21 protein-coding genes are annotated in these 23,163 nt (G+C 66.9%); 19 read left to right on the forward strand and 2 right to left on the reverse strand.

Annotated features, from left to right (window positions below; all coding sequences use genetic code 11):
* Positions 1-12: 12 nt before the first annotated feature.
* The 4 genes from ACRCUN_RS32795 to ACRCUN_RS32810 all read left to right on the forward strand — a co-directional run bounded on the left by ACRCUN_RS32795 (position 13) and on the right by ACRCUN_RS32810 (position 3,603).
* Complete coding sequence (locus ACRCUN_RS32795; RefSeq protein ID WP_462145815.1) at positions 13-1,398, forward strand: aspartate aminotransferase family protein; 1,386 nt, start codon at positions 13-15, stop codon at positions 1,396-1,398.
* Between the two features lie 132 nt (positions 1,399-1,530).
* Positions 1,531-2,304: an HAD-IIA family hydrolase gene (locus ACRCUN_RS32800; protein WP_462145776.1), complete on the forward strand. Its 774-nt coding sequence runs from the start codon at positions 1,531-1,533 to the stop codon at positions 2,302-2,304.
* Between the two features lie 112 nt (positions 2,305-2,416).
* Positions 2,417-3,145, forward strand: coding sequence for a GntR family transcriptional regulator (locus ACRCUN_RS32805; protein WP_462145777.1), 729 nt, complete (start codon positions 2,417-2,419; stop codon positions 3,143-3,145).
* A complete protein-coding gene (locus ACRCUN_RS32810; protein WP_462145778.1) occupies positions 3,142-3,603 on the forward strand; it encodes a RidA family protein in 462 nt (153 codons plus the stop codon). Before ACRCUN_RS32805 ends, ACRCUN_RS32810 begins: the two co-directional genes overlap by 4 nt.
* Before the next feature lies 1 nt (position 3,604).
* Here the strand turns inward: ACRCUN_RS32810 and ACRCUN_RS32815 are convergent, their stop codons facing one another.
* Positions 3,605-4,198: an SRPBCC family protein gene (locus ACRCUN_RS32815; protein ID WP_462145779.1), complete on the reverse strand. Its 594-nt coding sequence runs from the start codon at positions 4,196-4,198 to the stop codon at positions 3,605-3,607.
* Between the two features lie 108 nt (positions 4,199-4,306).
* Here ACRCUN_RS32815 and ACRCUN_RS32820 point away from each other — a divergent pair, with 108 nt between their 5' ends.
* From ACRCUN_RS32820 to ACRCUN_RS32890, 15 genes are all read left to right on the forward strand, one after another.
* A complete protein-coding gene (locus ACRCUN_RS32820; RefSeq protein WP_462145780.1) occupies positions 4,307-5,302 on the forward strand; it encodes an LLM class flavin-dependent oxidoreductase in 996 nt (331 codons plus the stop codon).
* Positions 5,295-5,585 (forward strand): hypothetical protein, encoded by a 291-nt coding sequence (locus ACRCUN_RS32825; protein ID WP_462145781.1) that lies wholly within the window; start codon positions 5,295-5,297, stop codon positions 5,583-5,585. Before ACRCUN_RS32820 ends, ACRCUN_RS32825 begins: the two co-directional genes overlap by 8 nt.
* A 54-nt stretch (positions 5,586-5,639) precedes the next feature.
* On the forward strand, positions 5,640-6,623 hold the full coding sequence (locus ACRCUN_RS32830; RefSeq protein WP_462145782.1) for an ABC transporter substrate-binding protein: 984 nt from the start codon (positions 5,640-5,642) through the stop codon (positions 6,621-6,623).
* A 34-nt stretch (positions 6,624-6,657) separates the two neighbouring features.
* Complete coding sequence (locus ACRCUN_RS32835; RefSeq protein WP_462145783.1) at positions 6,658-7,458, forward strand: ABC transporter ATP-binding protein; 801 nt, start codon at positions 6,658-6,660, stop codon at positions 7,456-7,458.
* Positions 7,455-8,306, forward strand: a complete 852-nt coding sequence (locus ACRCUN_RS32840; RefSeq protein ID WP_462145784.1) for an ABC transporter permease — start codon at positions 7,455-7,457, stop codon at positions 8,304-8,306. The genes ACRCUN_RS32835 and ACRCUN_RS32840 overlap by 4 nt, the downstream gene beginning before the upstream one ends.
* Positions 8,303-9,100, forward strand: a complete 798-nt coding sequence (locus ACRCUN_RS32845) for an ABC transporter permease (protein WP_462145785.1) — start codon at positions 8,303-8,305, stop codon at positions 9,098-9,100. The genes ACRCUN_RS32840 and ACRCUN_RS32845 overlap by 4 nt, the downstream gene beginning before the upstream one ends.
* On the forward strand, positions 9,079-11,412 hold the full coding sequence (locus ACRCUN_RS32850) for a xanthine dehydrogenase family protein molybdopterin-binding subunit (RefSeq protein WP_462145786.1): 2,334 nt from the start codon (positions 9,079-9,081) through the stop codon (positions 11,410-11,412). Before ACRCUN_RS32845 ends, ACRCUN_RS32850 begins: the two co-directional genes overlap by 22 nt.
* Entirely contained in the window at positions 11,409-12,290 is an 882-nt protein-coding gene (locus tag ACRCUN_RS32855) for an FAD binding domain-containing protein (RefSeq protein ID WP_462145787.1), read from the forward strand. Before ACRCUN_RS32850 ends, ACRCUN_RS32855 begins: the two co-directional genes overlap by 4 nt.
* Positions 12,277-12,783 carry a (2Fe-2S)-binding protein gene (locus tag ACRCUN_RS32860; RefSeq protein ID WP_462145788.1) on the forward strand — a complete coding sequence of 169 codons (507 nt, stop codon included), beginning with the start codon at positions 12,277-12,279 and terminating at the stop codon, positions 12,781-12,783. Before ACRCUN_RS32855 ends, ACRCUN_RS32860 begins: the two co-directional genes overlap by 14 nt.
* On the forward strand, positions 12,783-13,793 hold the full coding sequence (locus ACRCUN_RS32865; protein WP_462145789.1) for an FUSC family protein: 1,011 nt from the start codon (positions 12,783-12,785) through the stop codon (positions 13,791-13,793). The genes ACRCUN_RS32860 and ACRCUN_RS32865 overlap by 1 nt, the downstream gene beginning before the upstream one ends.
* A 93-nt stretch (positions 13,794-13,886) precedes the next feature.
* Entirely contained in the window at positions 13,887-15,107 is a 1,221-nt protein-coding gene (locus ACRCUN_RS32870; protein ID WP_462145790.1) for an amidohydrolase family protein, read from the forward strand.
* Positions 15,108-15,140: 33 nt separating this feature from the next.
* Positions 15,141-16,331: an acyl-CoA dehydrogenase family protein gene (locus ACRCUN_RS32875; RefSeq protein ID WP_462145791.1), complete on the forward strand. Its 1,191-nt coding sequence runs from the start codon at positions 15,141-15,143 to the stop codon at positions 16,329-16,331.
* A 49-nt stretch (positions 16,332-16,380) separates the two neighbouring features.
* Positions 16,381-18,531, forward strand: a complete 2,151-nt coding sequence (locus ACRCUN_RS32880; RefSeq protein ID WP_462145792.1) for a thiamine pyrophosphate-dependent enzyme — start codon at positions 16,381-16,383, stop codon at positions 18,529-18,531.
* A 12-nt stretch (positions 18,532-18,543) separates the two neighbouring features.
* Positions 18,544-19,776, forward strand: a complete 1,233-nt coding sequence (locus tag ACRCUN_RS32885; RefSeq protein ID WP_462145793.1) for a CoA transferase — start codon at positions 18,544-18,546, stop codon at positions 19,774-19,776.
* Positions 19,773-20,576, forward strand: a complete 804-nt coding sequence (locus ACRCUN_RS32890) for an acyl-CoA thioesterase (RefSeq protein ID WP_462145794.1) — start codon at positions 19,773-19,775, stop codon at positions 20,574-20,576. The genes ACRCUN_RS32885 and ACRCUN_RS32890 overlap by 4 nt, the downstream gene beginning before the upstream one ends.
* Here the strand turns inward: ACRCUN_RS32890 and ACRCUN_RS32895 are convergent.
* On the reverse strand, positions 20,460-23,027 hold the full coding sequence (locus ACRCUN_RS32895; RefSeq protein ID WP_462145816.1) for an AMP-binding protein: 2,568 nt from the start codon (positions 23,025-23,027) through the stop codon (positions 20,460-20,462). The genes ACRCUN_RS32890 and ACRCUN_RS32895 overlap by 117 nt on opposite strands.
* Positions 23,028-23,163 lie beyond the last annotated feature (136 nt).

The raw sequence follows: 23,163 nt of genomic DNA on the forward strand, positions 1-23,163 counted from the left end.
AGACTGGAATTCATGACTGTGACTCAAGAGTCCGCCGTGCTTCCCAATGGTCTGAGCATCGAGGAAGCCAAGGCCGAGGCCGCGCGGGCCTATGAACTGGACCGCGCGCACGTGTTCCACTCCTGGTCGGCGCAGGAGGAACTCTCGCCGATGACGATCACCGCTGCGCAGGGGTCCTATGTGTGGGACGGCCACGGCAACCGGCTGCTCGATTTCTCGTGTCAGCTCGTCAACACCAACATCGGGCATCAGCACCCGAAAGTTGTTGCCGCCATTGCCGAACAGGCCGCCAAGCTGTGCACCGTCGCCCCGCAGTACGCCAACGCGGCGCGTTCGGAGGCGGCAAGGCTGATCGCCGAGCGCACGCCCGGCGACCTGAACAAGGTGTTCTTCACCAACGGCGGAGCCGACGCGGTCGAGCACGCGGTGCGCATGGCGAGGTTGCACACCGGCCGCTACAAGGTGCTGTCGCGGTACCGCGCCTACCACGGCGGCACCGAGACGGCGATCAACCTGACCGGTGACCCGCGGCGCTGGCCCAACGACCACGGCAATGCCGGGGTGGTGCACTTCTTCGGCCCGTTCCTGTACCGGTCGCAGTTCCACGCCACCACCGAGACCGAGGAAACGGAGCGGGCGCTGGCCTACCTCGACCAGCTCATCCGGCTGGAAGGCCCGTCGACCATCGCCGCGATCATCCTTGAGTCGATCCCGGGCACCGCGGGCATCATGGTGCCACCGCCCGGATACATCGCGGGCGTGCGCGAGATCTGCGACCGTTACGGCATCGTGTTCATCGCCGACGAGGTCATGGCCGGATTCGGTCGCAGCGGAAAGTGGTTCTCCATCAACCACTTCGACGTGGTGCCCGATCTGCTGACGTTCGCCAAGGGTGTCAACTCCGGTTATGTGCCGCTCGGCGGTGTGGCGATCAGCCCGGCCATCTACGAGACGTTCGCGCATCGCGCATATCCGGGTGGCCTGACGTACTCGGGTCATCCGCTCGCGACCGCGGCCGCCGTCGCCACCATCAACGCGATGGCCGACGAAGGCATGGTCGAGAACGCCGCCAAGATCGGTGCCGAGGTCATCGCGCCCGGGCTGGCCGAGCTCGCCGCCAAGCACCGCAGCGTCGGTGAGGTTCGTGGCGCCGGTGTGTTCTGGGCCGTCGAACTCGTCGCCGATCAGCAGACCCGGGAACCGTTGGCGCCCTACGGTGGATCCAGCCCGGCGATGAATGCCGTGATCGCGGCGTGCAAGTCGAACGGCCTGCTGCCGTTCGCCAACTTCAACCGCATCCACGTCGTGCCGCCGTGCAACGTGTCGGCAGACGAGGTGCGCGAGGGGCTGGCGATTCTGGACAAGGCACTCGACGTCGCCGACGAACACGCACGCTGAGGTTCGACACTCATCAATACTGCGCTCAGGGACAGATCTCGCGAGAGATCTGTCCCTGAGTTCAGTTTCGGCGTGAGGCGTTAGGGTCCGGTTAACCCGTGAACTGCCGCCCGGCTTGAGACACTGGGACTCGTGCGTTCACATGCCCAGTGCTGGCTGACCGATATGGATGGCGTCCTGGTTCGCGAAGAACACGCGTTACCCGGTGCCGCGGAGTTCCTGCAGACGTTGACCGACAAGGAACGGCCGTTCCTCGTCTTGACCAACAATTCGATCTTCACGCCGCGTGATCTGGCCGCGCGGCTCATGCGTTCGGGTCTCACCGTGCCCGAGGCGTCGATCTGGACCTCAGCGCTCGCCACCGCGACATTCTTGGACGACCAGCTGCCTGGCGGATCGGCATATGTGATCGGGGAAGCCGGGCTGACCACCGCGCTGCACGAGGTCGGGTACACCCTCACCGATACCGAGCCCGATTTCGTCGTGCTCGGCGAGACCCGCACCTACTCGTTCGAGGCGATCACCAAGGCCGTGCGGCTGATCCTCGGCGGTGCCCGGTTCATCGCCACCAATCCCGACGTGACGGGGCCCTCGGCGGAGGGACCGCTGCCCGCAACCGGGTCGGTGGCCGCGATGATCACCAGGGCGACCGGCCGCGATCCGTACTTTGTCGGCAAGCCCAACCCGATGATGTTCCGCAGTGCGCTGAACCGGATCGAGGCGCATTCGGAGAACACCGTCATGGTGGGGGACCGCATGGACACCGACGTGGTGGCCGGCATCGAGGCGGGACTCGACACCATTTTGGTGCTGACCGGCTCGACATCCGTCGACGACATCGAGCGCTACCCGTTCCGGCCGAGCCGCGTGCTGCCGTCCATCGCCGAGGCGATCGACCTCATCTAGGCCGCGCGATCGGCAACGAGGTGGAGGTTTACGAGCCCGGAACGCGCCGAGGAGATGGCACCGTGCCCGGGTGATCGCATAGAGTATCCAATATTAGCGAAAGCGAGACCCGATGCCACCGCGAACAGCCAATCGACGCACCGCCCCCCAGTCTGCCTCCGGCAACGGCAAGTCGGACTTCGTCAGGCCCAAAACCGCGCAGCAGGCAGTAGCCGAGGCGCTGCGCCGGGACATCACCAGTGGCAAGCTCGCGCCGGGCAGCTGGATCGTGCAGGAGAGCCTGGCCGAGCATTTCGGCATGTCGCGCATACCGATTCGCGAGGCGCTGAAAACGCTTGAGGCCGAGGAGTACATCACCTACGTGCCGCACAGCGGATACCGCGTCGCCAAGCTGGGTCTCGAAGAGCTCCTCGAGGTGTTCCGCCTGCGCGACATTCTCGAGGCCGAGCTCATCCGCGACGCCATGCCCGATGTCACCGACGAAGTGATCGAGCGGATGCGCGAACAGATGGCGGAGATGGATCGGGCCGCCGCAACGGGGGATCTCATCGGGGTCGGTCTGGCCAACCGTGAATTCCACTTCCTGACATTCGAGGCGAGCCGGATGGCCCGCACGAAGCGGATCGTCAACCAGCTGTGGAACACCGCCGACGCGTATCGCCCGCTCTATGCCCACCTGATGGACCTCGACAAGGTCAACAGTGAGCACGTTCTGCTGGTCGAGGCGATGGCGGCACGCGACGTCGACCGGGTGGTGGCGCTGAATCACGAGCACCGCATGCATGCGATCGACCATCTGCACATCGTGTTCGGCCGCGAGGACGCTGAAGCCGACTCGTGACACCTCGGGATCGTTTGGCGGCGTTGGGTTTTGACGTTCCCACTCCGGCGGAACCCAAAGGCGCCTATTCTCCGAGCCGGCGGTACGGCGACCAGCTCTGGATATCGGGTACCACCGCGCGTCGTCCCGCGGATCCGGGTGCGGTGGGAGTGGTCGGTGAAGACGTCACTGTCGAGCAGGCCCGTACGCAGGCACGCCATGCCGCGCTGAATCTCGTGGCGGCGATAGACGCGGCCGTGGGTCTCGACGCGGTGACGGCGCTCGTGCACCTGCGCGGCTATGTGCGGGCCACGTCCGAATTCGACGCACATCCCGCGGTGATCGACGGCGCCTCGACGCTTCTGCTCGACGCCTTCGGCGCGCAGTGCGGAGCGCACGCTCGCACAGCGATCGGGGTCGCGTCGTTACCCGGTGGCGCGTGTGTCGAACTCGAACTCGTCGTCACCGTGCGCGGCTGAGTCAGGCGAGCCGCTCCGCGGTGCGCCCGATCGCCAGGCCGAGCGCGATCCCGGCAAGTGCTGTCACCGCGATTGAGACCCAGTCGTTTTCGCGGACGCGCGGTCGGAGCGTCGTTGTCGCGGCGACGGTTGCGGGAGCGAGATCAGTGTCGGGCGAGGCGATGATGCCGTTGAGCTTGCGGACGAACTGGCCGATGATCCGGTTGCTCACCTGCGTGATGACACCGCTGCCGAATTGTGCGATGCGGCCACCGAGTTCGAGGTCGGTGCGCACCGTCACCTCGGTGCGGCCATCGGTGTCGCGAGCCGCCATCGTCACGGTCGCCTCGGCCGTGCCGTTGCCCTTTCCGTCCCTGGCCCGTCCACGAACCACCATCTGGTACGCGGCGTCGTCTCGGCTGACGACGGTCGCGGTGCCCGACAGGGTGAGTCCGACGGGCCCGACCTTGACCGCGACCTTCGCCCGGTAGTCGTCACCGTCGTGGCCCTCGAGTTCGGCACCGGGGATGCACGCCACGACGCGAGGGATGTCGGTCAGCGTCGACCAGGCGATGTCGAGCGGCGCGGCGACGGAGAACTCATTGACTAGTTGCATGGCGTTTTCCGGCCTCTCATCGTCTGTCAATCTTCGGTTCCGGTTGTGCGACCCGAACCACCCGCTTACGATTGGATACGATATCCAACGTCGCCCAGGAGGTCGATAGTGCTGAGTAAAGGTGTCGGTCTGTTTCCGACCGAACCGGTGGGCACGATGTGCGAGTACGTCCGCCTGAGCGAGTCGCTCGGATACGACAACGTGTGGCTCGGGGATTCGCAGAACATCTGGCGGGAGTCGTCGACCGTGATGGGCGCCGCCGCAGTCGGCACCGAACGCATCATCTTCGGCACCGGGGTGACCAACGCCGTGACGCGGCATCAATCGCTTCTCGCGTCGACCTGGGCGACGCTCGCTGAGTTCACCGGAGGACGGGTGGCCCTGGGTATCGGCACCGGCGATTCGTCGCTGCGCACCATGGGTCTCATACCGCAGAAGCTCGCCGAACTCGAACAGTCGATCCAAGAGCTCCGCACCCTGTTCAAAGGTGAGAAGGTGGTGGAGCCGACGAGCGGCGCCGAATACCACCTCAACTACCTGACTGAACCGATGGACATCCCGATCTACATCGCCGCCTCCGCGCCGAAGATCCTGCGCATGTCGGGACGCATCGCGGATGGTGTCATCGTGCTGGTCGGCACCGCACCGCATTTCATCGAAGCGGCGCTCAAGACCATCGAAGCGGGTGCGGCCGAGAGCGGCCGCACGCTCGACGACATTCATATCGTGCTGTGGACGCCAACCGCCATCGACGACGATCGCACCATCGCACGCGACCTCGTCCGCGCGCACGTGTCGCGGGTCGCGATCCGGCCGTTGCCGGCCAAGGTGGAGCCGTCGCTGGAGAAGGCGATCGACCGTATCCGCGATTCCTACGACTACTACCAACACATGAACACCGAGGCCTCGCACGCGGATCTGGTGCCCGATGAGCTCGTCGATCTGTTCGCACTCGCCGGAACGCCCGGCGAGTGCGGGCAACGGCTCAAAGAGATCGAAGCGCTCGGCGTCGACCAGGTGTCGATCGTTCCGTTCGTCCGGCCGGGGGAGAGCCGTGCGCCGACGATTCGGACGTTCGCCGATATCGTCGGTGGACATGGCTGAGACCGGGGCCGCGCCACGGCCGTTTCCCGCTCCGGGAAGTGCCGTGCCGGGTGCGCCGCCTCCGTTGAAGCGGGCGCTCACGCCCGCCGACGGCGTCAGCGCGGCGCGGGTGGTCCCACATGAACCAGCAGCCGCGGATTCGCTGCCGGATATACCGATGGCAGTCGGCGGCGGGCGTTTCACCGCGGCTGCCGCCCTCCTCGGTGTCGCGGTCGGGCTAGAACTCGCCGGGGTGATTTCACGGGTGTTCACCACATCACGAGCACCCAAAACATTGACCTAGATCACAGCAATTCGTATAGTGTATCCAATATTCACGACCCGGAGGTTGCCCCGAATGTCCTGGTTCCCCAAAGCCTTTGCCGCGGCGTGTACCGCAGTTGCCCTCATCGCGGGCGCGACGGCCTGCGCCGACGAATCCGCGGGTCCGGACACCGCGGGTACGGATGCGTTGAGCATCTCGGCCACCGGCGTCGACAGTTTGCCGTTCATGGCCATCCTGCAGGTCGGCATCAACAAGGGTTGGTTCACCGAGCAGGGGCTCAACGTCGATCTCTATTCGGGCGGCGGGGGTGGAAACACCTTGCGGGTGGTCACCAGCGGTGACGCCGATATGGCCATCGCCGGGAACAGCTCCGTGATTCTCGCTGCGCAGCAACCGAATTCGAATCTCAAGGTGATTGCGCCGTGGTTCCAGATCAACGACTTCTCGTGGATCTCCCCGCCGGGGCGCAAGCTGGAGAACGCGACTCTCGGATTCAGCTCCGCCGGCTCGTCGACCGAACTGATCGTCAAGGGCCTTGAGCGCAAGCTCGGCGTCAAGTCGCAGGCCGTCGGGCCGATGGGCGACAACTGGACGGCCGCCAAGGCCGGCCAGATCACCGCGGGCTGGGCCATGCAACCTTTCATCGCCGACAAGCAGGCGTCCGAACGCGCCGAGGTGCTCGTCGATTCGCGTGAGGTCGTTGGCGACCTGCCGGCCGACCTGGTCGCGGTCAACACGGAATACGCTGAGCAGAATCCGGACAACGTCCGCAACTTCTTCGTGGTCGCCAACCGGCTCAACGAGTGGCTCGTCGCCAATCCGGACGAAGCCGCCGCCGAGATCGCACCGCTCGTCGGAGTTACCCCCGAGGTGATGAAGTCGGCCTTCGCCAACAATCCCGACCTCGCGAAGGGATACTCGTTGAAGGTCGACACCGCGGGTCTGACCAATCTCTCGGAGCTGATGGTGGGTGCGGGCCAGATCTCTGAGCCGATCGACTGGGCCACCATGCTCGACCAGCAGTACCTGCCCGACGACGCACGGGCGGAGTTCTGAGCCAGCACACCCACTAACTCCGAGAGGCATACCCATGGATCGCGACGGCATCCAGATCGACGACGTGTCGGTCGTCTTCGACGCCCCGGCAGGCAAGGTGACTGCGGTAACCGGAATCACGCAGCATGTGCCGCACTCCAGTTTCGTGTCCATCGTCGGGCCGAGCGGATGCGGGAAATCGACGCTCCTTGCGGTGATCTCGGGATTACAGAAGGCGTCGACCGGACAGGTTCGGGTGGCCGGAAAGCCCGTGACGGGGCCCGACCCGTCGATCGGCGTGGTGTTCCAGGAGGATTCGACCCTGCCGTGGCGCACGGTCGAGGAGAACGTCGCGTTCGCCATGGAGATGATCGGTGTCGACAAAGCCTCGCGCCGGCAGCGTGCCAAGGATGCCATCGAGCTCGTCGGGCTCGGCGGCTTCGAGAAGTCCTACCCGTCCATGCTTTCCGGTGGCATGCGGCAGCGCGTCGCGCTGGCCCGCACGCTCGCGGTGCAGCCCGAGGTGGTGCTCATGGACGAGCCCTTCGCAGCGCTCGACCAGCAGACCCGGCTGTTCCTCGGCGCCGAGGTCCGGCAGATCTGGGCCCGCACGCACCAGACAATCGTGTTCGTCACGCACGACATCTCCGAGGCGATCCTGCTGTCCCAACAGGTCTGGGTGATGTCGTACCGGCCCGGTTCGATCATCGATGTCGTCGACATCGACCTGCCCGACGAAAGAGACGCGAGCATGGTCTCCACGCCTCAGTTCAACGAGTTGCAGAACCGCATCTGGACGTCGCTGCAAGCCGAATCCATGCGTGGGTTCAAGCAGCAGGAGGCCGCCAGCACGTGACGACTTCGTATGTGGCACAAGACGACTTGCCTACCGAAGCCATGTCGCCCAACAGCGGCCCTTCGCAACCGGCCCGCCGCAAGCGCAAGGTCAGCAACTTCGCACTGAGTGGTATCTCGACGGTAATACTGATCGCGGCGTTCCTGGTGTTCGCCGAAATCGGTGCCCGCGCCGGCTTGTGGAGCGACCGGGTCCTGCCGGCGCCCTCGGTGATCCTGGCCGAACTCGGCCGACTGCTGGGCCAGTCGCAGTTCTGGGATGACGCCGCACGCACCGGCGTCGAGGTGGCGTTCTCGATCGTGTTCGGCAGCCTCTTCGGCTTCGCGGCCGGACTGATCTTCTGGAAGTTGCCCGCGGTTGGCCGCATCTTCGAGCCGTATCTGGTCTCGTTCTACGCCGTGCCGCTCGTGCTGTTCTATCCGGTGATGATCGTGCTCGTCGGAATCAACGCCATGTCGGTGATCATCCTTGCCACCATCATGGCCGCGATCCCGATGGCGCTCAACACCGCGGTCGGGCTCAACTCGATGCCGCCGGTGTACATGAAGCTGGCCCGCTCGCTGAAGGCATCCCCGCGCCAGACACTGTTCGCGATCGCGATCCCCGCGGCAGGCCCCTTCATCGTCGCGGGCCTCCGATTGGCCGTGGTCTATGCGTTGATCGGCACGATCGCGATGGAATTCACCACCGCGCAGGCCGGTCTGGGGTATCGCATCCGCTACCTCTACGAGATCTTCAACAACAACGAGATGTTCGCCTACATCGCGGTGGTGCTCGTGCTCTCGTGCATTCTCACGGTGCTCCTCGCACTCGTGGAACGCGTCTTGCTGCGGGGGAGGAACCGATGACTTCGACCGAGACCAAAACCGCGGCGGCACCGCGCGTCCCGGCAATGTCGACGTCGCAGCGGTTGCGCGCGCTGCTCGGCAACCAGGCGGTCGGTGCGACGCTGCTGGCGCTCCTGGTGGTGATCATCTGGGAGGTCTTCTCGGACCTGACGTTCGTGATCCCATCGCCCGTCCAGACCATCGGCGTGCTGATCGAGAACCTGTCCGACCCGGCGTACCTGTTCGATCTTCGGGTCACCGCGCAGTCGGTGTTCCTCGCGTTCGTCATCGGAACCGCGATCGGCGGCGGGTTGGGGCTGCTGCTCGGCCTGTCCGAGCGGTTACGGCTGATCTTCGAGCCGATCCTGATCATGCTCAACGGAATTCCGAAGATCGTGCTGTACCCGGTGCTGTTGCCGATATTCAGCCTGACCGGTTCCAAGGTCGTGATGGGTGTGTTGTTCGCGCTGTTTCCGGTGTTGATCAACGTGTCCACCGGCGTACAGGAGATACCGCGCGTCTACTGGAAGCTCGCTCGCTCGGTTCGCGCCAACGCATGGCAGATGCTGATCCACATCATCATTCCCGCGATCCGGCGGCCGCTGCTCACCGGCATCCGGCTGGCGGTGAGCCTTGCGGTGGTCGGCGTCGTGCTCTCCGAGTTCTTCGCCACCCGAAGGGGTTTGGGCCGGGTGGTCCTACAGTCCTACAGTCATGGCGACTACCCGTCGATGGTCGCGACGATCATGCTGTTGATCACCATCTCGTTCGCGATCTCGATCGCCCTGTGGCAATGGGAAAAACGACTTCATTGACCGGCTACATCGGCAGTTCGGTGCAGCGCCGCGAGGACGGGCGACTGCTCGAGGGCCAGGGGCAGTTCGTGGCGGACTTCGCCGCGGGCGCACATCATGTCGTGTTCCTTCGGTCCACCGAGCCGCACGCGGAGATCGGCAGGATCGACGTGTCGGCCGCCGAGCAGATGCCCGGTGTGGTCGGGGTTTTCACGGCGGGCGACCTCGGTATCTGCGGCGTCCCCATCCCGACGCTCACGACTCCCGACCCGCAGTTCACCGCGGCGACCTCATGCGTGCTCGCCGAACAGCGACTGCCGATCCTGGCCTCGGACCGGGTGCACTACGCAGGCCAGCCGATCGCCGTCGTCATCGCCGAAGACCGGTACCTCGCCGAGGATGCGCTCGAAGTGATCGAAGTCGACTACGAGGCCCGGCCCGCGGTCACCGATCCGCTCCAGGCGCTCGAGCCGGAGTGCCCGGTGCTGTTCGATCACCTCGACGGAAATGAGGCGGCGCGGCTGAGTTACTCGTTCGGGGACCCCGACAGCGCGTTCGCCGCGGCCGCGACCGTGGTCACGGGCACGTACCGGATGAACCGGCACGGCGCGGTACCGCTGGAGTGCCGTGGCGTGCTCGCGCAGTTCGACGCGAGGCGCACACGCGTGGAAGTCACCACCTCGACTCAGGTTCCGCACATGGTGCGCAACGCCATCTGTGCGGTGACCGGTTGGTCACGACAGGAGATCAAGGTATCGGTGCCCGATGTGGGCGGTGGTTTCGGCACCAAGGCCAACGTGTATGCCGAGGAGATCCTGCTCGCACTTCTCGCCCGGCAGACCGGGCACCGGTTGATCTGGGTGGAGGATCGCCAAGAGCATCTGGTGGCCAGTGCTCAGGGGCGCGATCAGCTGCACCGCACGCGGCTCGCGCTCGACGGCGACGGCCACATCTTGGCCTGGGCCGACGATTTCGTCGTCGACATCGGTGCCGGAAGCCTCTGGGTGGCAGGCATCATCGCCAACACCGCCATCCATCTGCTCGGCCCGTACCGGATCCCGGCCGCCGACATCGCCGGGCGGGCCGCACTGACCAACAAGACCCTGGTCGCGCAGTACCGCGGTGCGGGCCGGCCCGAGGCCACATTCGCGCTCGAGCGCAGCCTGGATGCGGCAGCTCACGAGCTCGGCCTGACTGGCGAGGAGATCCGGCGGCGCAACCTGCTGACCGATGCCGACATGCCGTACGCCCGGCCGATCCCGTACCGCGATGGTGTCCCGATCTCCTACGACGGCCGCGACTACCGGGCATGTCTGGAGTCGGTACTCGACACGTTGCCGCGCGACGAGGTGAACCGTTGTGCGGCAAGGTATCCGCAGTATCGCATCGGGTACGGCCTGTCGTCGTACCTGGAGGCCACCGGCCGTGGGCCGCACGAGACGGCACGGATGCGGCTTCTGCCGGGCGGCCGGTTCGAGGTGACCGCCGGGGCCGCGTCGGCCGGGCAGGGACACGAGACGGTGTTCGCCCAGGTCGCCGCCGAGGCGTTGGGCGTGCCGATGGCTCATGTCGCCTATATCGCCGGCGACACCGAACGATTGCCCGACGGGGTCGGCACGTTCGCGAGCAGATCCGCCATCCTGGCGGGGTCAGCCGTGCACATGGCCGCAGGCAAGCTCATCGAGCTGGCATCCGATCGTGTCGCCCGCCTGTCGGGTGCCGAGCGCTGCGACATCCAGTACGCCGAGGGGTGCTTTCACGTCGCCGCCGGGCACGCCGTCAGCTGGAAGGATCTCGCGCGAGCCATCGCGGTGGGCGGTGACCAGGAGGGTGGCGGGGCACTCGACGTCACTGCGGTCTACCGGGTTCCGACCGTGACGTGGACGATGGGCGTGCACGCCGCAATCGTCGGCGTGCACCGACGGACGGGCATCGTCAAGGTGTTGCGTTACGCCGTTTCCCATGAGGGCGGCCGCGAGATCAACCCCAAAATCGTTGAGGGACAGATCGTCGGCGGCGTAGCCCAGGGGGTGGGCGGGGCACTGTTCGAGCACTGGGAGTACTCCGATTCCGGTCAACCACAGTCGACGACCTTCGCCGCCTATCACCTGCCGTTGACGACCGACGTACCGCGGGTGCGCGTCCAGCATCTTCATGTCGACACCCCGGCGAATCCGATCGGGGTGCGCGGTGCGGGGGAGAGCGGCACGATCGCCGTCTACGCGGCGCTCGCCGGCGCCGTCGACGATGCCCTCGACGGTCGAATTCACGTGGCCACCACGCCGATCTCAACCGGCGAGCTGTGTCGCGCCCTGGCCCGGGTGGCCTCGTGAAGCCGGCACCGTTCCACTACCTCCGCCCCGAATCGGTCGGAGAAGCGCTCGAACAACTGGCGGCGTACCCGGACGCCAAACTCATGGCGGGTGGACAATCGCTGCTGGCGCTCATGAACCTGCGGCTGGCGCGGCCGAGCGTGATCATCGACATCGGCCGCCTCGACGAACTCAAGCGAATCTTCGACGACACCGACGATTTGATTCTCGGTGCCCTCGTCACGCACCGCACCGTCGAGGTCGATCCGTTGATCTCGGCCCGCACCCCGCTGCTCGCCGATGCCGCGCGATACATCGGCCACATCGGCATCCGCAACCGCGGCACCATCGGCGGGTCCGTGGCCCATGCCGACCCGGCTGCCGAAATGCCGCTGGCCACTTTGGTTCTCGGTGCGACGTTCCATGTCGAATCGGCGAGCAAGGGGCGACGCCAGATCGGCGCCGACGAGATGTTCGTGTCCTTCTACACCAATGCCCTTGAGCCTGACGAGATCCTCACCTGGATTTCGGTCCCCGCCATCCGGCCGGGTCAAGGCTGGGGATTCGTCGAATATGCCCACCAGCACGGCGATTATGGCCTGGCTGGCGCGGGCTGCCTGCTCAAGGTCGGCACCGACGGTCGGATCGAATCGGTGCGGTGTGCAGTGCTCAGTGCCGCGGACCGGCCGTTGCTGTTCGTCGGTGACGACGCAGCCGGGCAGATCCCGTCGGCCCGGTTGTGGCGGGAACTCGCATCCCGGTGGGCTGACGAGACCGAACCGTCTTCGGCTGATCCGGACTATTCGCGCCGACTGTGCGAGACGGCTCTGGTGCAGGCGCTCACGGAGGCTCAGCAGCGGATCGGTGGAGATCAGGAGCGAATCTATGCAGACAACTGAGGTGTCCGAGCATCCGGCCGGGGTCGCGATATCGGTCATCGTCAACGGCAGGCTCGTGCAACGCACGGTGCCGCCCCGGCTGATGCTGGCGGATTTCCTTCGCGACGAATTGGGGTTGACCGGAACTCATCTCGGTTGCGAACACGGCGTCTGCGGTGCGTGTTCAGTGTTCGTCGACGGGCGCAGCATGCGGACGTGCCTGATGCTGGCGGTCCAGGTCGACGGCCTGCGGGTGACGACCGTCGAGGGGCTCGACGAGTTCGAGGAGACCCGCCGATTGAGGCAGGCGTTCTCCGAACGAGGCGGATTGCAGTGTGGCTTCTGCACACCCGGATTCCTGGTGACGGCCGTCGAATTGCTGCGGGATCCCAACACCGACAAGCCGTTGACCGAGGATGCGGTGCGGGAAGCGTTGTCGGGCAACATTTGCCGCTGTACCGGCTATCAAGGCATCGTTCAGGCGGTGTTGGACGCCGCCGATTATTCTGAGTGATGCCGGTCCAGCTGCGCACGCCCGAACTACTGCGGCCGACAGGTGACAGCCGCTGGGGCGTGGCGGCCGCCCTCGCGTTCTCGCTCGGCGCGATCCTCGTCGTCACCGCGCTGGCCGGCCACGCGGAGCTGGGATCGGCGGTGGGCCTGGGATTCGTGCTGACCGCGGTGCCCGAGCTGCCGACGACGTGGCGGGCGGCAGTTCTGGCCATGTGCGTACGGATGCTCACTGTGGTGGTCTGCGCGGGGATCGTCGTCCTGTGTGCGCCGTACGGGTATCTCCTGGGTGTTGCCACGGTGCTTGCGGCCGTGTTCGGTGCGCTGGTCGGAAGAGTCGGGGCGACAGCGGGTCTGGCGGTGGTGCTCATCGCGGTCGATCTCGATGTCGCCGATCTGGCCGGCGCCGAACGGCTGATCGCACTGACTCCGTATGTGATCGGTGCCGCGGTGGTGTTCGCCGCGTGGTTGGTGTGGTTCGGGGCTGCCCGGTTGGCGGGTTCTGCCTGCGACGAGGATGCGGCCCCACGTAGACCTGACGTCGCCCACGCGGTACGGGTGGGTGTCGCGGTGGGCTGCGCGGTTGCGGTGGCGGCGCTTCTGCCTGCTGAGATGGTGGGTGGGCACTGGTTGGTGACGAGTGTGCTGCTGACGATCCAGCCGAGCCAGGGGCAGACCGGTATGCGCTTGGCCCAACGGCTTTCGGGCAACACGGTCGGTGCGGTGATCGCCGCGGTGCTGCTGGGCACGCAACCGCCTGCTCCCGTGACGATTGCGCTGACGGTCGCCCTGTTTCTGCTCGCGATGGCGCTGCGTCCGGTCAACTACACGTGGTGGGCCATCACCGGTCCGCCCGTGCTGTTGGTGATCAGCGAGTATCCGGAGCTGTTCCCTTGGTACGAGGGCGGGGTGCGGCTCGCGATGAACCTCGGCGGTGCGCTCATCGTTGTGCTGGTCGTGTTCGCCGTGCCGCTGCTTACCCCGACACTGGCGCGGCTCCGTGCGCGCCGCTGACTGCGTCGCGGGAGACCGAACCGGCGCTGCGTACTATGCCGGCGTCGAATTATCGGATAGTGTATACAAAATCCAACTGACCCAGGGGGGTATGTGACCACACTGCTCGTGGAGGACATCGGTCTCCTGCTGCACGGAGATGCGGCGATCGAACCGCTACGCGACACCACGCTCCTGATCGAGGACGGTCGTGTCGCGGGCATCGGCGTGGAGCATCCGAACCCGGATCGGGTGCTGTCTGCCGGTGGCTTGACCGTGATGCCCGGCCTGGTCGACGGCCACGTGCATCCCACCTTCGGCGAGTGGACGCCGGCCCAGAACTCGATCGGCTGGATCGGCAACTACCTGCACGGCGGAACCACATCCATGGTGTCGGCAGGCGAACTGCACATCCCTGGCCTTGACTTCGGTTCGCTCACACCAGAACTCGTGCTCAGCATCGCGATCACCTCGAAGCACACCACCGGCCGCTCGCGGCCGTCGGGTGTCAAGGTCAATGCCGGAACGGTGCTGCTCGTGCCTGGCATGACCGAGGAGCATTTCGACCGCGCCCAGCGCGAGGGCATCGAGCACCTCAAATTCATCTTCTACGACTGGAACCGGTTGGGGGACGGCGAGGCTCAGCGCTATGTCGACTGGGCGCATGACCGTGGCATGACGGTCAAGATGCACTCCGGTGGCGTGTCGCGGTCGGGATCGAGTCGGGTCGCAGGCCGCGATGTCGCCGTCGCGGTACGCCCTGACATCATCGGGCACATCTCGGGCGGCCCGATCCCGTCACCCGACGAGGACATCGTCGGCATCATCGCGGATCTGCCGTCGGCCAGCATCGAAGTGTGCAGCTCGATGAACTACCGGGCCACGAAGCTGGTGGCCGAGCAGCTCTCGGCACGAGGTGAGCTCGGCCGGCTCACGCTCGGGACCGACACGCCCGGCGGCACCGGCGTCATCCCGCGCGGGATGTTGCGCAACATCTGCTTCCTGTCCTCGATCTGCGGTGTCGACCCGCTGGCCGCTGTCGCCGCGGCGACCGGACAGACCGCCAAGGCTCATGGCCTCGACACCGGGGTGCTGGCCGAAGGTGCCCCCGCCGACCTGCTGGTCCTCGGCCCGATCACCGGATCGACCGCGGGCGATGCGCTCGAGTGCTTCGCAGTGGGCGACCTGCCTGGCATCGCGGCGGTACTCGTCGACGGCATGCCGTTGGTCAAGACCCGAAGCGAACAGACCCCACCGCCCAGCCGGGCGGTGAGCTGGCGCGGTGAAGCGCCGTCGGCCGTCGCCAATGCACCCCGTGGCACCGGGTGCTGCTGAATCCGAACAATCATCACGAGAAAGATGACAGATATGACTGCGTCCCAGCGTATTTCCGAGCCCGTGACCGCCGATACGCTGATCGCGACCGACGCGCTGCTCAGTGCCGAGGAACGCGAGATCCGCGACACCGTGCGATCTGTCGTCGACCGGCGGATCCGCCCGGACATCGCGACCTGGTACGAGGACGGCGAGCTGCCCGCTCGTGAACTGGCCGTGGAACTCGGCAAGCTCGGCCTGCTCGGCATGCACCTCAAGGGCTACGGGTGTGCCGGAACCTCGGCGGTGGCTTACGGTCTGGCGTGCCTTGAGCTCGAGGCGGGCGACTCGGGCATCCGCTCGCTCGTGAGCGTGCAGGGCTCACTGGCGATGTATGCCATCTACGCGTTCGGCAGTGACGAGCAGAAGAATCGGTGGCTGCCGGACATGGCCACCGGTCACCGGATCGGCTGCTTCGGCCTCACCGAGCCCGACCACGGATCCAACCCGGCCGGCATGCGTACCCGCGCAACACGGTCGGGCGACGACTGGGTCCTCACCGGTACCAAGATGTGGATCACAAACGGCTCGGTCGCCGATGTCGCCGTGGTCTGGGCGCGCACCGACGACGGTGTCCGCGGCTTCGTCGTCCCCACCGACACACCGGGTTTCACGGCCAACACCATCAAATCCAAGATGTCCCTGCGTGCTTCGGTGACCAGTGAGCTCGTGCTCGACGGTGTGCGGCTGCCCGACAGCGCGCGGTTGCCCGGCGCGACGAGCCTCGGCGCGCCGCTGCGCTGCCTCAACGAAGCGCGATTCGGCATCGTGTTCGGCGCGCTCGGGGCCGCCAGGGACTGCCTGGAAACCGCGCTCGACTACGCCCGCTCACGCGAGCAGTTCGACCGGCCGATCGGCGGCTTTCAGCTCACGCAACAGAAGCTTGCGGACATGACACTCGAATACGGCAAAGGCTTCCTGCTCGCATTACACCTCGGGCGGCGCAAGGATGCCGGCGACCTGATTCCCGACCAGGTCAGTCTCGGCAAGCTCAACAACGTGCGCGAGGCCCTGGAGATCGCGCGGACAGCGCGCACCATCCTCGGCGCGAGCGGCATCACCGCCGAGTACCCGGTGATGCGCCACGCCAACAACCTCGAATCGGTATTGACCTACGAAGGCACCAGCGAGATGCATAGTCTGATCATCGGGCAGGCACTCACCGGAATCGGCGCGTTCCGCTGACGGCACAGCGACCGCATCGTTCAACCCAGCCGCGAGCTCAGGAGGCCAGGTGGCCGAATCGATCGACTCCTACTTCACCACGACCGTCTCAGCGCTGACCGCGGGCGGTGCCGAGTCCTGGCCGGCCGGATCGGCCCTGACCGACGAGAAGGCGTTGGCGCTGTTCGACGCCCAGCTGGCCAGCCGCCACCTCGACCTCGCGGCCCGCTGGCTGCGTTCACAGGGCAAGGGTTTCTACACGATCGGGTCATCCGGGCACGAAGGCAACGCCGCGGTGGCCGCGGCCCTGCGCCCGACCGATCCGGCACTGCTGCACTACCGGTCCGGCGGCTTCTACCTCGCCCGTGCCGCCCAGGTCGAAGGCTCCGACCCGGTGCGCGACGTGCTGCTCGGCATCGTCGCGGCGACCACCGAACCGATCTCGGGCGGGCGGCACAAGGTGTTCGGGCGCCACGACCTCAGCATCATCCCGCAGACCTCGACGATCGCCTCCCACTTGCCGCGCGCGCTCGGCGTGGCTTTCTCGATCGCGCGGGCCCGCAAGCTCGACGTGACGTGTGCGTGGCGCGACGACGCGGTGACGGTGTGCAGCTTCGGCGACGCGTCGGCCAACCACTCGACCGCCGTCGGCGCGATCAACGCCGCGCTGCACGCGGCCTACCAAGGTCTGCCCATGCCGCTGCTGTTCGTGTGCGAGGACAACGGCATCGGCATCAGCACCAAAACCCCACGCGGTTGGGTCGCGCGTACCTACGCCAACCGCGAAGGGCTGGAGTATTTCGCCGCCGACGGCTGCGACGTGACCGACGCGTTCGACACCGCGCTCGCCGCCGCGAACTGGGTACGCAACCACCGCAAGCCCGCGTTCCTGCACCTGAGGACCGTGCGACTGATGGGCCACGCCGGATCCGACTACGAACCGGCATACCGCAGGCCCGACGAGATCCTCGCCGACTACGACCGCGACCCGGTCGTGAACACCGCCAAAACGCTCATCGCGCACGGCATCCTGACACCCGCCGACGCCATCGAACGTTATGAGGCCAAGCGGGCCGAGGTGATCGGCGTGGCGCGCGAGGTGAGCGATCTCCCGCAGCTCGACAGCGCACCGGCCGTGACCAAGCCACTGCGCGACACCCTCGACGAAGCCAAAGCCGTCTCGGTCGCGCCCGGCGGCCCGGCAGGCGACGCGCTGACCCTGGCGCTGTCCATCAACCGGGCACTCAAGGACGTTCTCGCCGAACACCCGGAGGCCATCGTCTTCGGCGAGGACGTCGCACGCAAAGGTGGCGTCTACGGGGTCACACGCGGCCTGCAGAACACCGCGGGGCCGGCGCGCGTGTTCGACACCCTGCTGGACGAACAGACGATCCTCGGGCTGGCGCTGGGCGCCGGGGTTTCCGGGCTGCTGCCGATCCCCGAGATCCAATACCTGGCCTACCTGCACAACGCCGCCGATCAGATCCGCGGCGAAGGCGCCACCCTGCAGTTCTTCTCCAACCGCCAATACCGCAATCCCATGGTGGTGCGTATCGCCGGGTACGGATACCAGAAGGGCTTCGGCGGTCACTTCCACAACGACAACTCGATCGCCGCGATCCGCGACATCCCGGGCGTGGTGATCGCGTCCCCGGCACGGCCCGACGATGCCGCGGCCATGCTGCACACGTGTGTCGCGGCCGCGAAAAGCGCTGGAGCCGTGTGTGTTTACCTCGAACCCATCGCGCTTTACCACACCAAGGACCTGCACGAGGACGGTGACTCGGAGTGGCTGGCGTCCTATCCGCAGCGGCCGGTCCAGATCGGGCGGGCCCGCACCTACGGCGACGGTCCCGATCTGACGATCCTGACGTTCGGCAACGGGGTATGGATGAGCCTGCGCGTGGCGCGGCGGCTCGAACGGTTGGACATCGCCGCGCGGGTGGTGGACCTGCGCTGGCTGGCCCCGCTTCCCGTCGACGACATGGTTCGCGAAGCCAACGCGACCGGGCGGGTGCTCGTCGTCGACGAGACCCGCGAGACCGGCGGCGTCGGTGAGGGCGTGCTCGCCGAGTTGCTGGCACACGGATACACCGGCCGGGTGGACCGGGTGGCCAGCAGCGACAGTTTAATTCCGCTCGGCGACGCGGCGTTACAGGTGCTGCTGTCCGAGGACACCATCGAAGCCGCCGCGGTGAAACTGGCCACAGAACGGGCTTGATAGCTTGACCGGATGGCCGAACCTGTAACGCCGTCGGATCCGACCCGTCCACTGGCCGGCGTGCGGATCGTCGAGATCTCCAGCTTCGTCGCGGTGCCGTTGGCCGGCATGACGCTGGCCCAGCTCGGGGCCGAGGTGATCCGCGTCGATCCGATCGGTGGTGCCGCCGACTACCGGCGCTGGCCGGTGACCGACCACGGCGACAGCATCTACTGGGCCGGACTGAACAAGGGCAAGCGGTCGCTCGCCGCCGACATGCGGTCACCCGAGGGGCAGCAGCTGGTGTCACGCCTGATCGCCGAGAGCGGTGTGCTGATCACCAATGTCGCCGGGCGGCAATGGCATTCGTACGACACACTGAGCGCGCTGCGCGCGGACCTGATCCACGTCGAGGTGTCCGGCCGGGCTGACGGCGGTACCGGCGTGGATTACACGGTCAACGCGGGGCTGGGTTTCCCGCTCGTCACCGGGCCTCCACAGCTGTCCACCCCGGTCAACCACGTGCTGCCGGCCTGGGATGTCAGCTGCGGACTGTACGTCGCGCTCGCGGTCAGCGCCGCGCTGCGCCACCGCGACGCCAGCGGTGAGGGCGCACGGATCAGCATCCCGCTGGAGAACGTCGCGCTCGCGACCGCGGGCAATCTGAGCTTCCTCACCGAGGTGATGGTCAACGGAACCTCGCGTGAACGCCTGGGCAACACCCTGTTCGGCACATACGGTCAGAACTTCACGAGCAGCGACGGTGTCGGCTTCATGCTCGTCGCACTCACCGGCCGTCACTTCCGTGACCTCACCGAGGTCACCGGAACCACCAAAGCGGTTGCGGCACTTGCCGAGGCGCTCGGCGCGGATTTCGGGGACGAGGGCCAGCGCTACCTCCACCGCGACGCGCTGACCGGGCTGTTCGCGCTGTGGTTCAGTGAGCACACCGGCGCCGAGATCACCGCCGCCCTGTCGGGAACCTCGGTGCTGTGGGAGCGCTACCGCAGCTTCGCCGAGGTCGCCTGCGACGAGCGGGTCACGGCCAACCCGTTGTTTCGCGAGCTGGACCAGCCGCGCATCGGGCGCTACCTCGCGCCGGGCCTGCCGGTTCAGATCGGCGGTGCCTACCCGCCCGCCGTCGCCGCGCCCGCGCTCGGCGACGACACCGCAGCCGTGCTCGCCGAACACCTGGGGCTGGACCCCGCCGAGATTGCCGCGCTGACCGAATCCGGCACGGTGGCAATAGGTTCCGCAGAGAGGTGAACACACTGCTGCAGCTGCTCGACGTCGTGGGCGACGGCGACGTCTGGACCGGACGCGCCAGCGGACCGGCAGGCAAGCGAGCCTACGGCGGGCTGCTCGCTGCGCAGAGCCTGGCGGCGGCGTGCCGGACGGTGGACGGCGACCGGTCGCCGACCAACATGCACATGCAGTTCCTGCGCGGCGGCGACGCGGGAGAGCCCGCCGAATACCGCGTGCACCGCAGCTATGACGGCCGCACCGCGTCGGCGCGGCGCGTCGAGGCCTTCGAGCACGGAAGGATGCTCACGACGGCCACGGTGTCTTTTGCGACCGCACTGCAAGGTCCCGAGCACGGCACGCGTTCTGGACTCCCGCACGACCCGGAATCGCTGCCGCGCACCGGGCCGCCCGGTCCCGCGCCGTCGCTTCCGCTGGACGAACTCGACATCCGTATCGCCGACGACAGTTCGAGCGGTGAGTTCGTGCGGCGCTTCTGGTGGCGCGTCACGACCGCCCTGCCCGACGATCCGGCGCTGCACACGTTGATCGCGGTGTATGTCACCGACCTGTACGGGATCGATCCGGCGCTCGCCGTGCACGGCCACAGCATGCGGTCACGCAGTCACCGCAGCGGAACCACGGATTCGTCGATCTGGTTTCACCGCCCGGTGCGCGCCGACGCGTGGAACCTGTTGGAGCAGACGTCACCGGCCGCCGCGCGTGGCCGCGGGATCATCACCTCCAGCCTGATCGGCGCCGACGGCACCGTCGCCGCCACGTTGGTGCAGGAGGGGCTCGTGGCGGATCGCACGCCGGACTGACCGGCCTGCCCACCATTTCCGTGCCGTGGTCACGAGATAGGTCAGGGCGATCCCCACGATGAGGGAGGCCGGCACCCCGACCGCCGGATACCCGTCGAACAGCGGATAGACCTGGTAATGCGTGAGGTAGATGTAGAGCGAAGCCTCCGCGAGCACACCGCACACGGTGGTCACCAGTGGCGGGCAGCGCAGCGCGGGCAACCAGATCAGGAGCGCAAAGCCGGCCAACACGAGGGCTTCCCGGTGGCTGTTGCCGAAGTAGCCGTGCAACCCGACTGCGACCGCCACGGTGACCAGCGCGCGCTGCCAGGTGCTGACGGCCTTGGCGGCCGCCCAGCCCGTCGCGAAAAACCAGAAGGCCAGCACCGTGAACCACGCCTCACGACCCAGGTCGAAGCCGGCGAGGTCGTAACGCAGCACGAGGCCGAACACCAGGAACGTCGCGGCGAATGCGAAGGGCCGGTGCCGTTCCGAACGGTCGACTCCCGGCAGCCAGCACACCACCGCCAGTCCCACCAGAATCCAGACCAGCACCTCCACGAACCACAGGCGGCCCGCGGTCATGCTGTCGGGAGGCCCGAGGAACTTGTTGGCCAGCAGCAGATTCGACACGTGGTAGTCGTCGGTGATCACCAGGGCGATGGCGACCCACACGATCGACGGCACCGCAACCCACGCGATCGTGCTGCGCAGGTGACGCAGGCGCTGAGTGCGCGACACCGGAGTCAAGCAGAAGCGCCCGAAGTTGAAACCGGCGACACCGAGCAGCAGATGGGCGCCGCCCCACAACTTGAACAGGTCGGCATGTGAACCGACGATCAAGATGATCGCTGCCGCGCGGAGGGCCACGCTGGTCTCCACCGTCGACGTCCATCGGCGCCGCGGCGCACAGGTCTGTTCGAGTTCGGTGAGCGTCATGCGATGCCAATTGGCGGGAAGTCTGCCGAGCGCCCGTTCCAGCCGCACCGACATCGCCACATAGGACAGCGAGTTGCCGCCGAGGTCGACGAAACTGGCGTCCGGGTCGATCGTGGTGCGGTCGGTCTGCAAGACCTCGGCGAACAGCGTGCGAAGGTCGGTGCGGTCGGCGTCGGTTGGTTCGGTACTGGCGAGTCTCCGCACCGCCGGGTAATCCGGTTTGCCCGAGGCCAAGGTCGGCAGGTCGTCGATGACTGCGGCCCGGACGGCGGTGACGGGGATGGTGGCCGCCGTCGCGGCGAGCTTCTGCACGTCGCGGGCGTTGTGGTTGCCGGTCGCGGCGACGGCGATTCCGTCGTCGTCGCCCGCGCACAGCGCGGTCACCCCATGTTCGGCCAGCGCCGCTTCCACCCGCTGCAGGTCGATACGCAATCCGTACAGTTTGACGAAACGGCTTCGCCTGCCGACGATCTCATACAGCCCGTCCGGCCCGCGGCGTGCGACGTCGCCGGTATGGAGTTCCTCGACGGTGGATCCAAGGGCGAGGTCGTCGCGTCGTTCCGCATAGCCCAGCATCACGTTCGGGCCGCGATAGACCAGCTCACCGGTGCCGTCGGGCCACCCGTCGAGCGGGTCGATCCGGAAGTCGCCGCCCGGTATGGGTATACCGATCGCGTCTGGGCGCGACTGCGCCGAATCGGGTGGCAGATATGCCATCCTGGCCGTCGCTTCGGTGGCGCCGTACATCACGAACAGGCGCCAGCCGCGACGCTTGCCGAGCGTCGCGAGGTGACGGACACGCTCCGGCGCCATCCGCCCACCGGCCTGCGTGACATAGCGCAGGTGGGGCAGTGGCATCGCGTCGAATCCGATGCGGTCGAGCAGTTCGAAGGTGTGCGGTACACCGGCGAAGCTGGTGCCGCGATGCTCGGCGAACAGCTGCCAGAATTCGTCGTCGACCACAGATCGATCGGTCAGGATGAGACCCGCCCCGGATAGCAAGTGGCTGTTGACGACCGAGAGGCCGTAACAGTAGTGGAGGGGCAAAGTCGTTGCAGCCCGGTCGGTCTCACGGATGTCGAGGTAATCCGCGATCGCGGCGGCATTGCTCGACAGATTCGTGTGCGACAACCGCACGAGCTTCGGTGAACCGGTGCTGCCCGACGTCGACATCAGCAGCGCGAGGTCGTCATGTAGCCGGTGCGCACTCGTGCGACGGCGCTGATGCACCCCGGCCGCGTCGACCACGGTGTCGGGTGAGTAGGTCTGTGTGATCGCCGAGTGGTCGCCGCCCGCCGCGACGGGCAATGCCACGTGCCCGCCGGCAAGCGCACCGAGGTAGTGGACCAGGGTGGCGAGATCGTTGCGGGTCTCGAGCAGGACGAGCCGTCGCCCTTGGCCGATGACGTCGGCCGCCGTCGACACCCGGTCGGCGAGATCGCGGTAGGTCACGCGCTCGAACTCGCTGAACACCGCAATCCGGTCACCGTGCCGACGCAGCGCGTCGGGGAGGGAGTTCGAGGCCGACTGCATCACGTCCGGCAAACCCCTTCCGTGTCGCGCGTGTCTTTCGACCTTACCGGCGTGGCGGGTGCCCGGAGATGGCATGCGGGAAGCCGTTGCGTCCGGATGTCCGTACGGTAGTAAGCGCGGCTAGCTAACTCGTCCA

The sequence above is a fragment of the Mycobacterium venezuelense genome (assembly GCF_054919535.1).

What these genes read in the sequence shown, in the direction of transcription:
- ACRCUN_RS32795 (WP_462145815.1), top strand. Translation starts at nt 13, where the DNA reads ATGACTGTGACTCAAGAGTCCGCCGTGCTTCCCAATGGTCTGAGCATC.
- ACRCUN_RS32805 (WP_462145777.1), top strand. Translation starts at nt 2,417, where the DNA reads ATGCCACCGCGAACAGCCAATCGACGCACCGCCCCCCAGTCTGCCTCC.
- ACRCUN_RS32815 (WP_462145779.1), bottom strand. Translation starts at nt 4,198, where the DNA reads ATGCAACTAGTCAATGAGTTCTCCGTCGCCGCGCCGCTCGACATCGCC.
- ACRCUN_RS32825 (WP_462145781.1), top strand. Translation starts at nt 5,295, where the DNA reads ATGGCTGAGACCGGGGCCGCGCCACGGCCGTTTCCCGCTCCGGGAAGT.
- ACRCUN_RS32830 (WP_462145782.1), top strand. Translation starts at nt 5,640, where the DNA reads ATGTCCTGGTTCCCCAAAGCCTTTGCCGCGGCGTGTACCGCAGTTGCC.
- ACRCUN_RS32835 (WP_462145783.1), top strand. Translation starts at nt 6,658, where the DNA reads ATGGATCGCGACGGCATCCAGATCGACGACGTGTCGGTCGTCTTCGAC.
- ACRCUN_RS32845 (WP_462145785.1), top strand. Translation starts at nt 8,303, where the DNA reads ATGACTTCGACCGAGACCAAAACCGCGGCGGCACCGCGCGTCCCGGCA.
- ACRCUN_RS32850 (WP_462145786.1), top strand. Translation starts at nt 9,079, where the DNA reads ATGGGAAAAACGACTTCATTGACCGGCTACATCGGCAGTTCGGTGCAG.
- ACRCUN_RS32860 (WP_462145788.1), top strand. Translation starts at nt 12,277, where the DNA reads ATGCAGACAACTGAGGTGTCCGAGCATCCGGCCGGGGTCGCGATATCG.
- ACRCUN_RS32865 (WP_462145789.1), top strand. Translation starts at nt 12,783, where the DNA reads ATGCCGGTCCAGCTGCGCACGCCCGAACTACTGCGGCCGACAGGTGAC.
- ACRCUN_RS32875 (WP_462145791.1), top strand. Translation starts at nt 15,141, where the DNA reads ATGACTGCGTCCCAGCGTATTTCCGAGCCCGTGACCGCCGATACGCTG.
- ACRCUN_RS32885 (WP_462145793.1), top strand. Translation starts at nt 18,544, where the DNA reads ATGGCCGAACCTGTAACGCCGTCGGATCCGACCCGTCCACTGGCCGGC.
- ACRCUN_RS32895 (WP_462145816.1), bottom strand. Translation starts at nt 23,027, where the DNA reads ATGCAGTCGGCCTCGAACTCCCTCCCCGACGCGCTGCGTCGGCACGGT.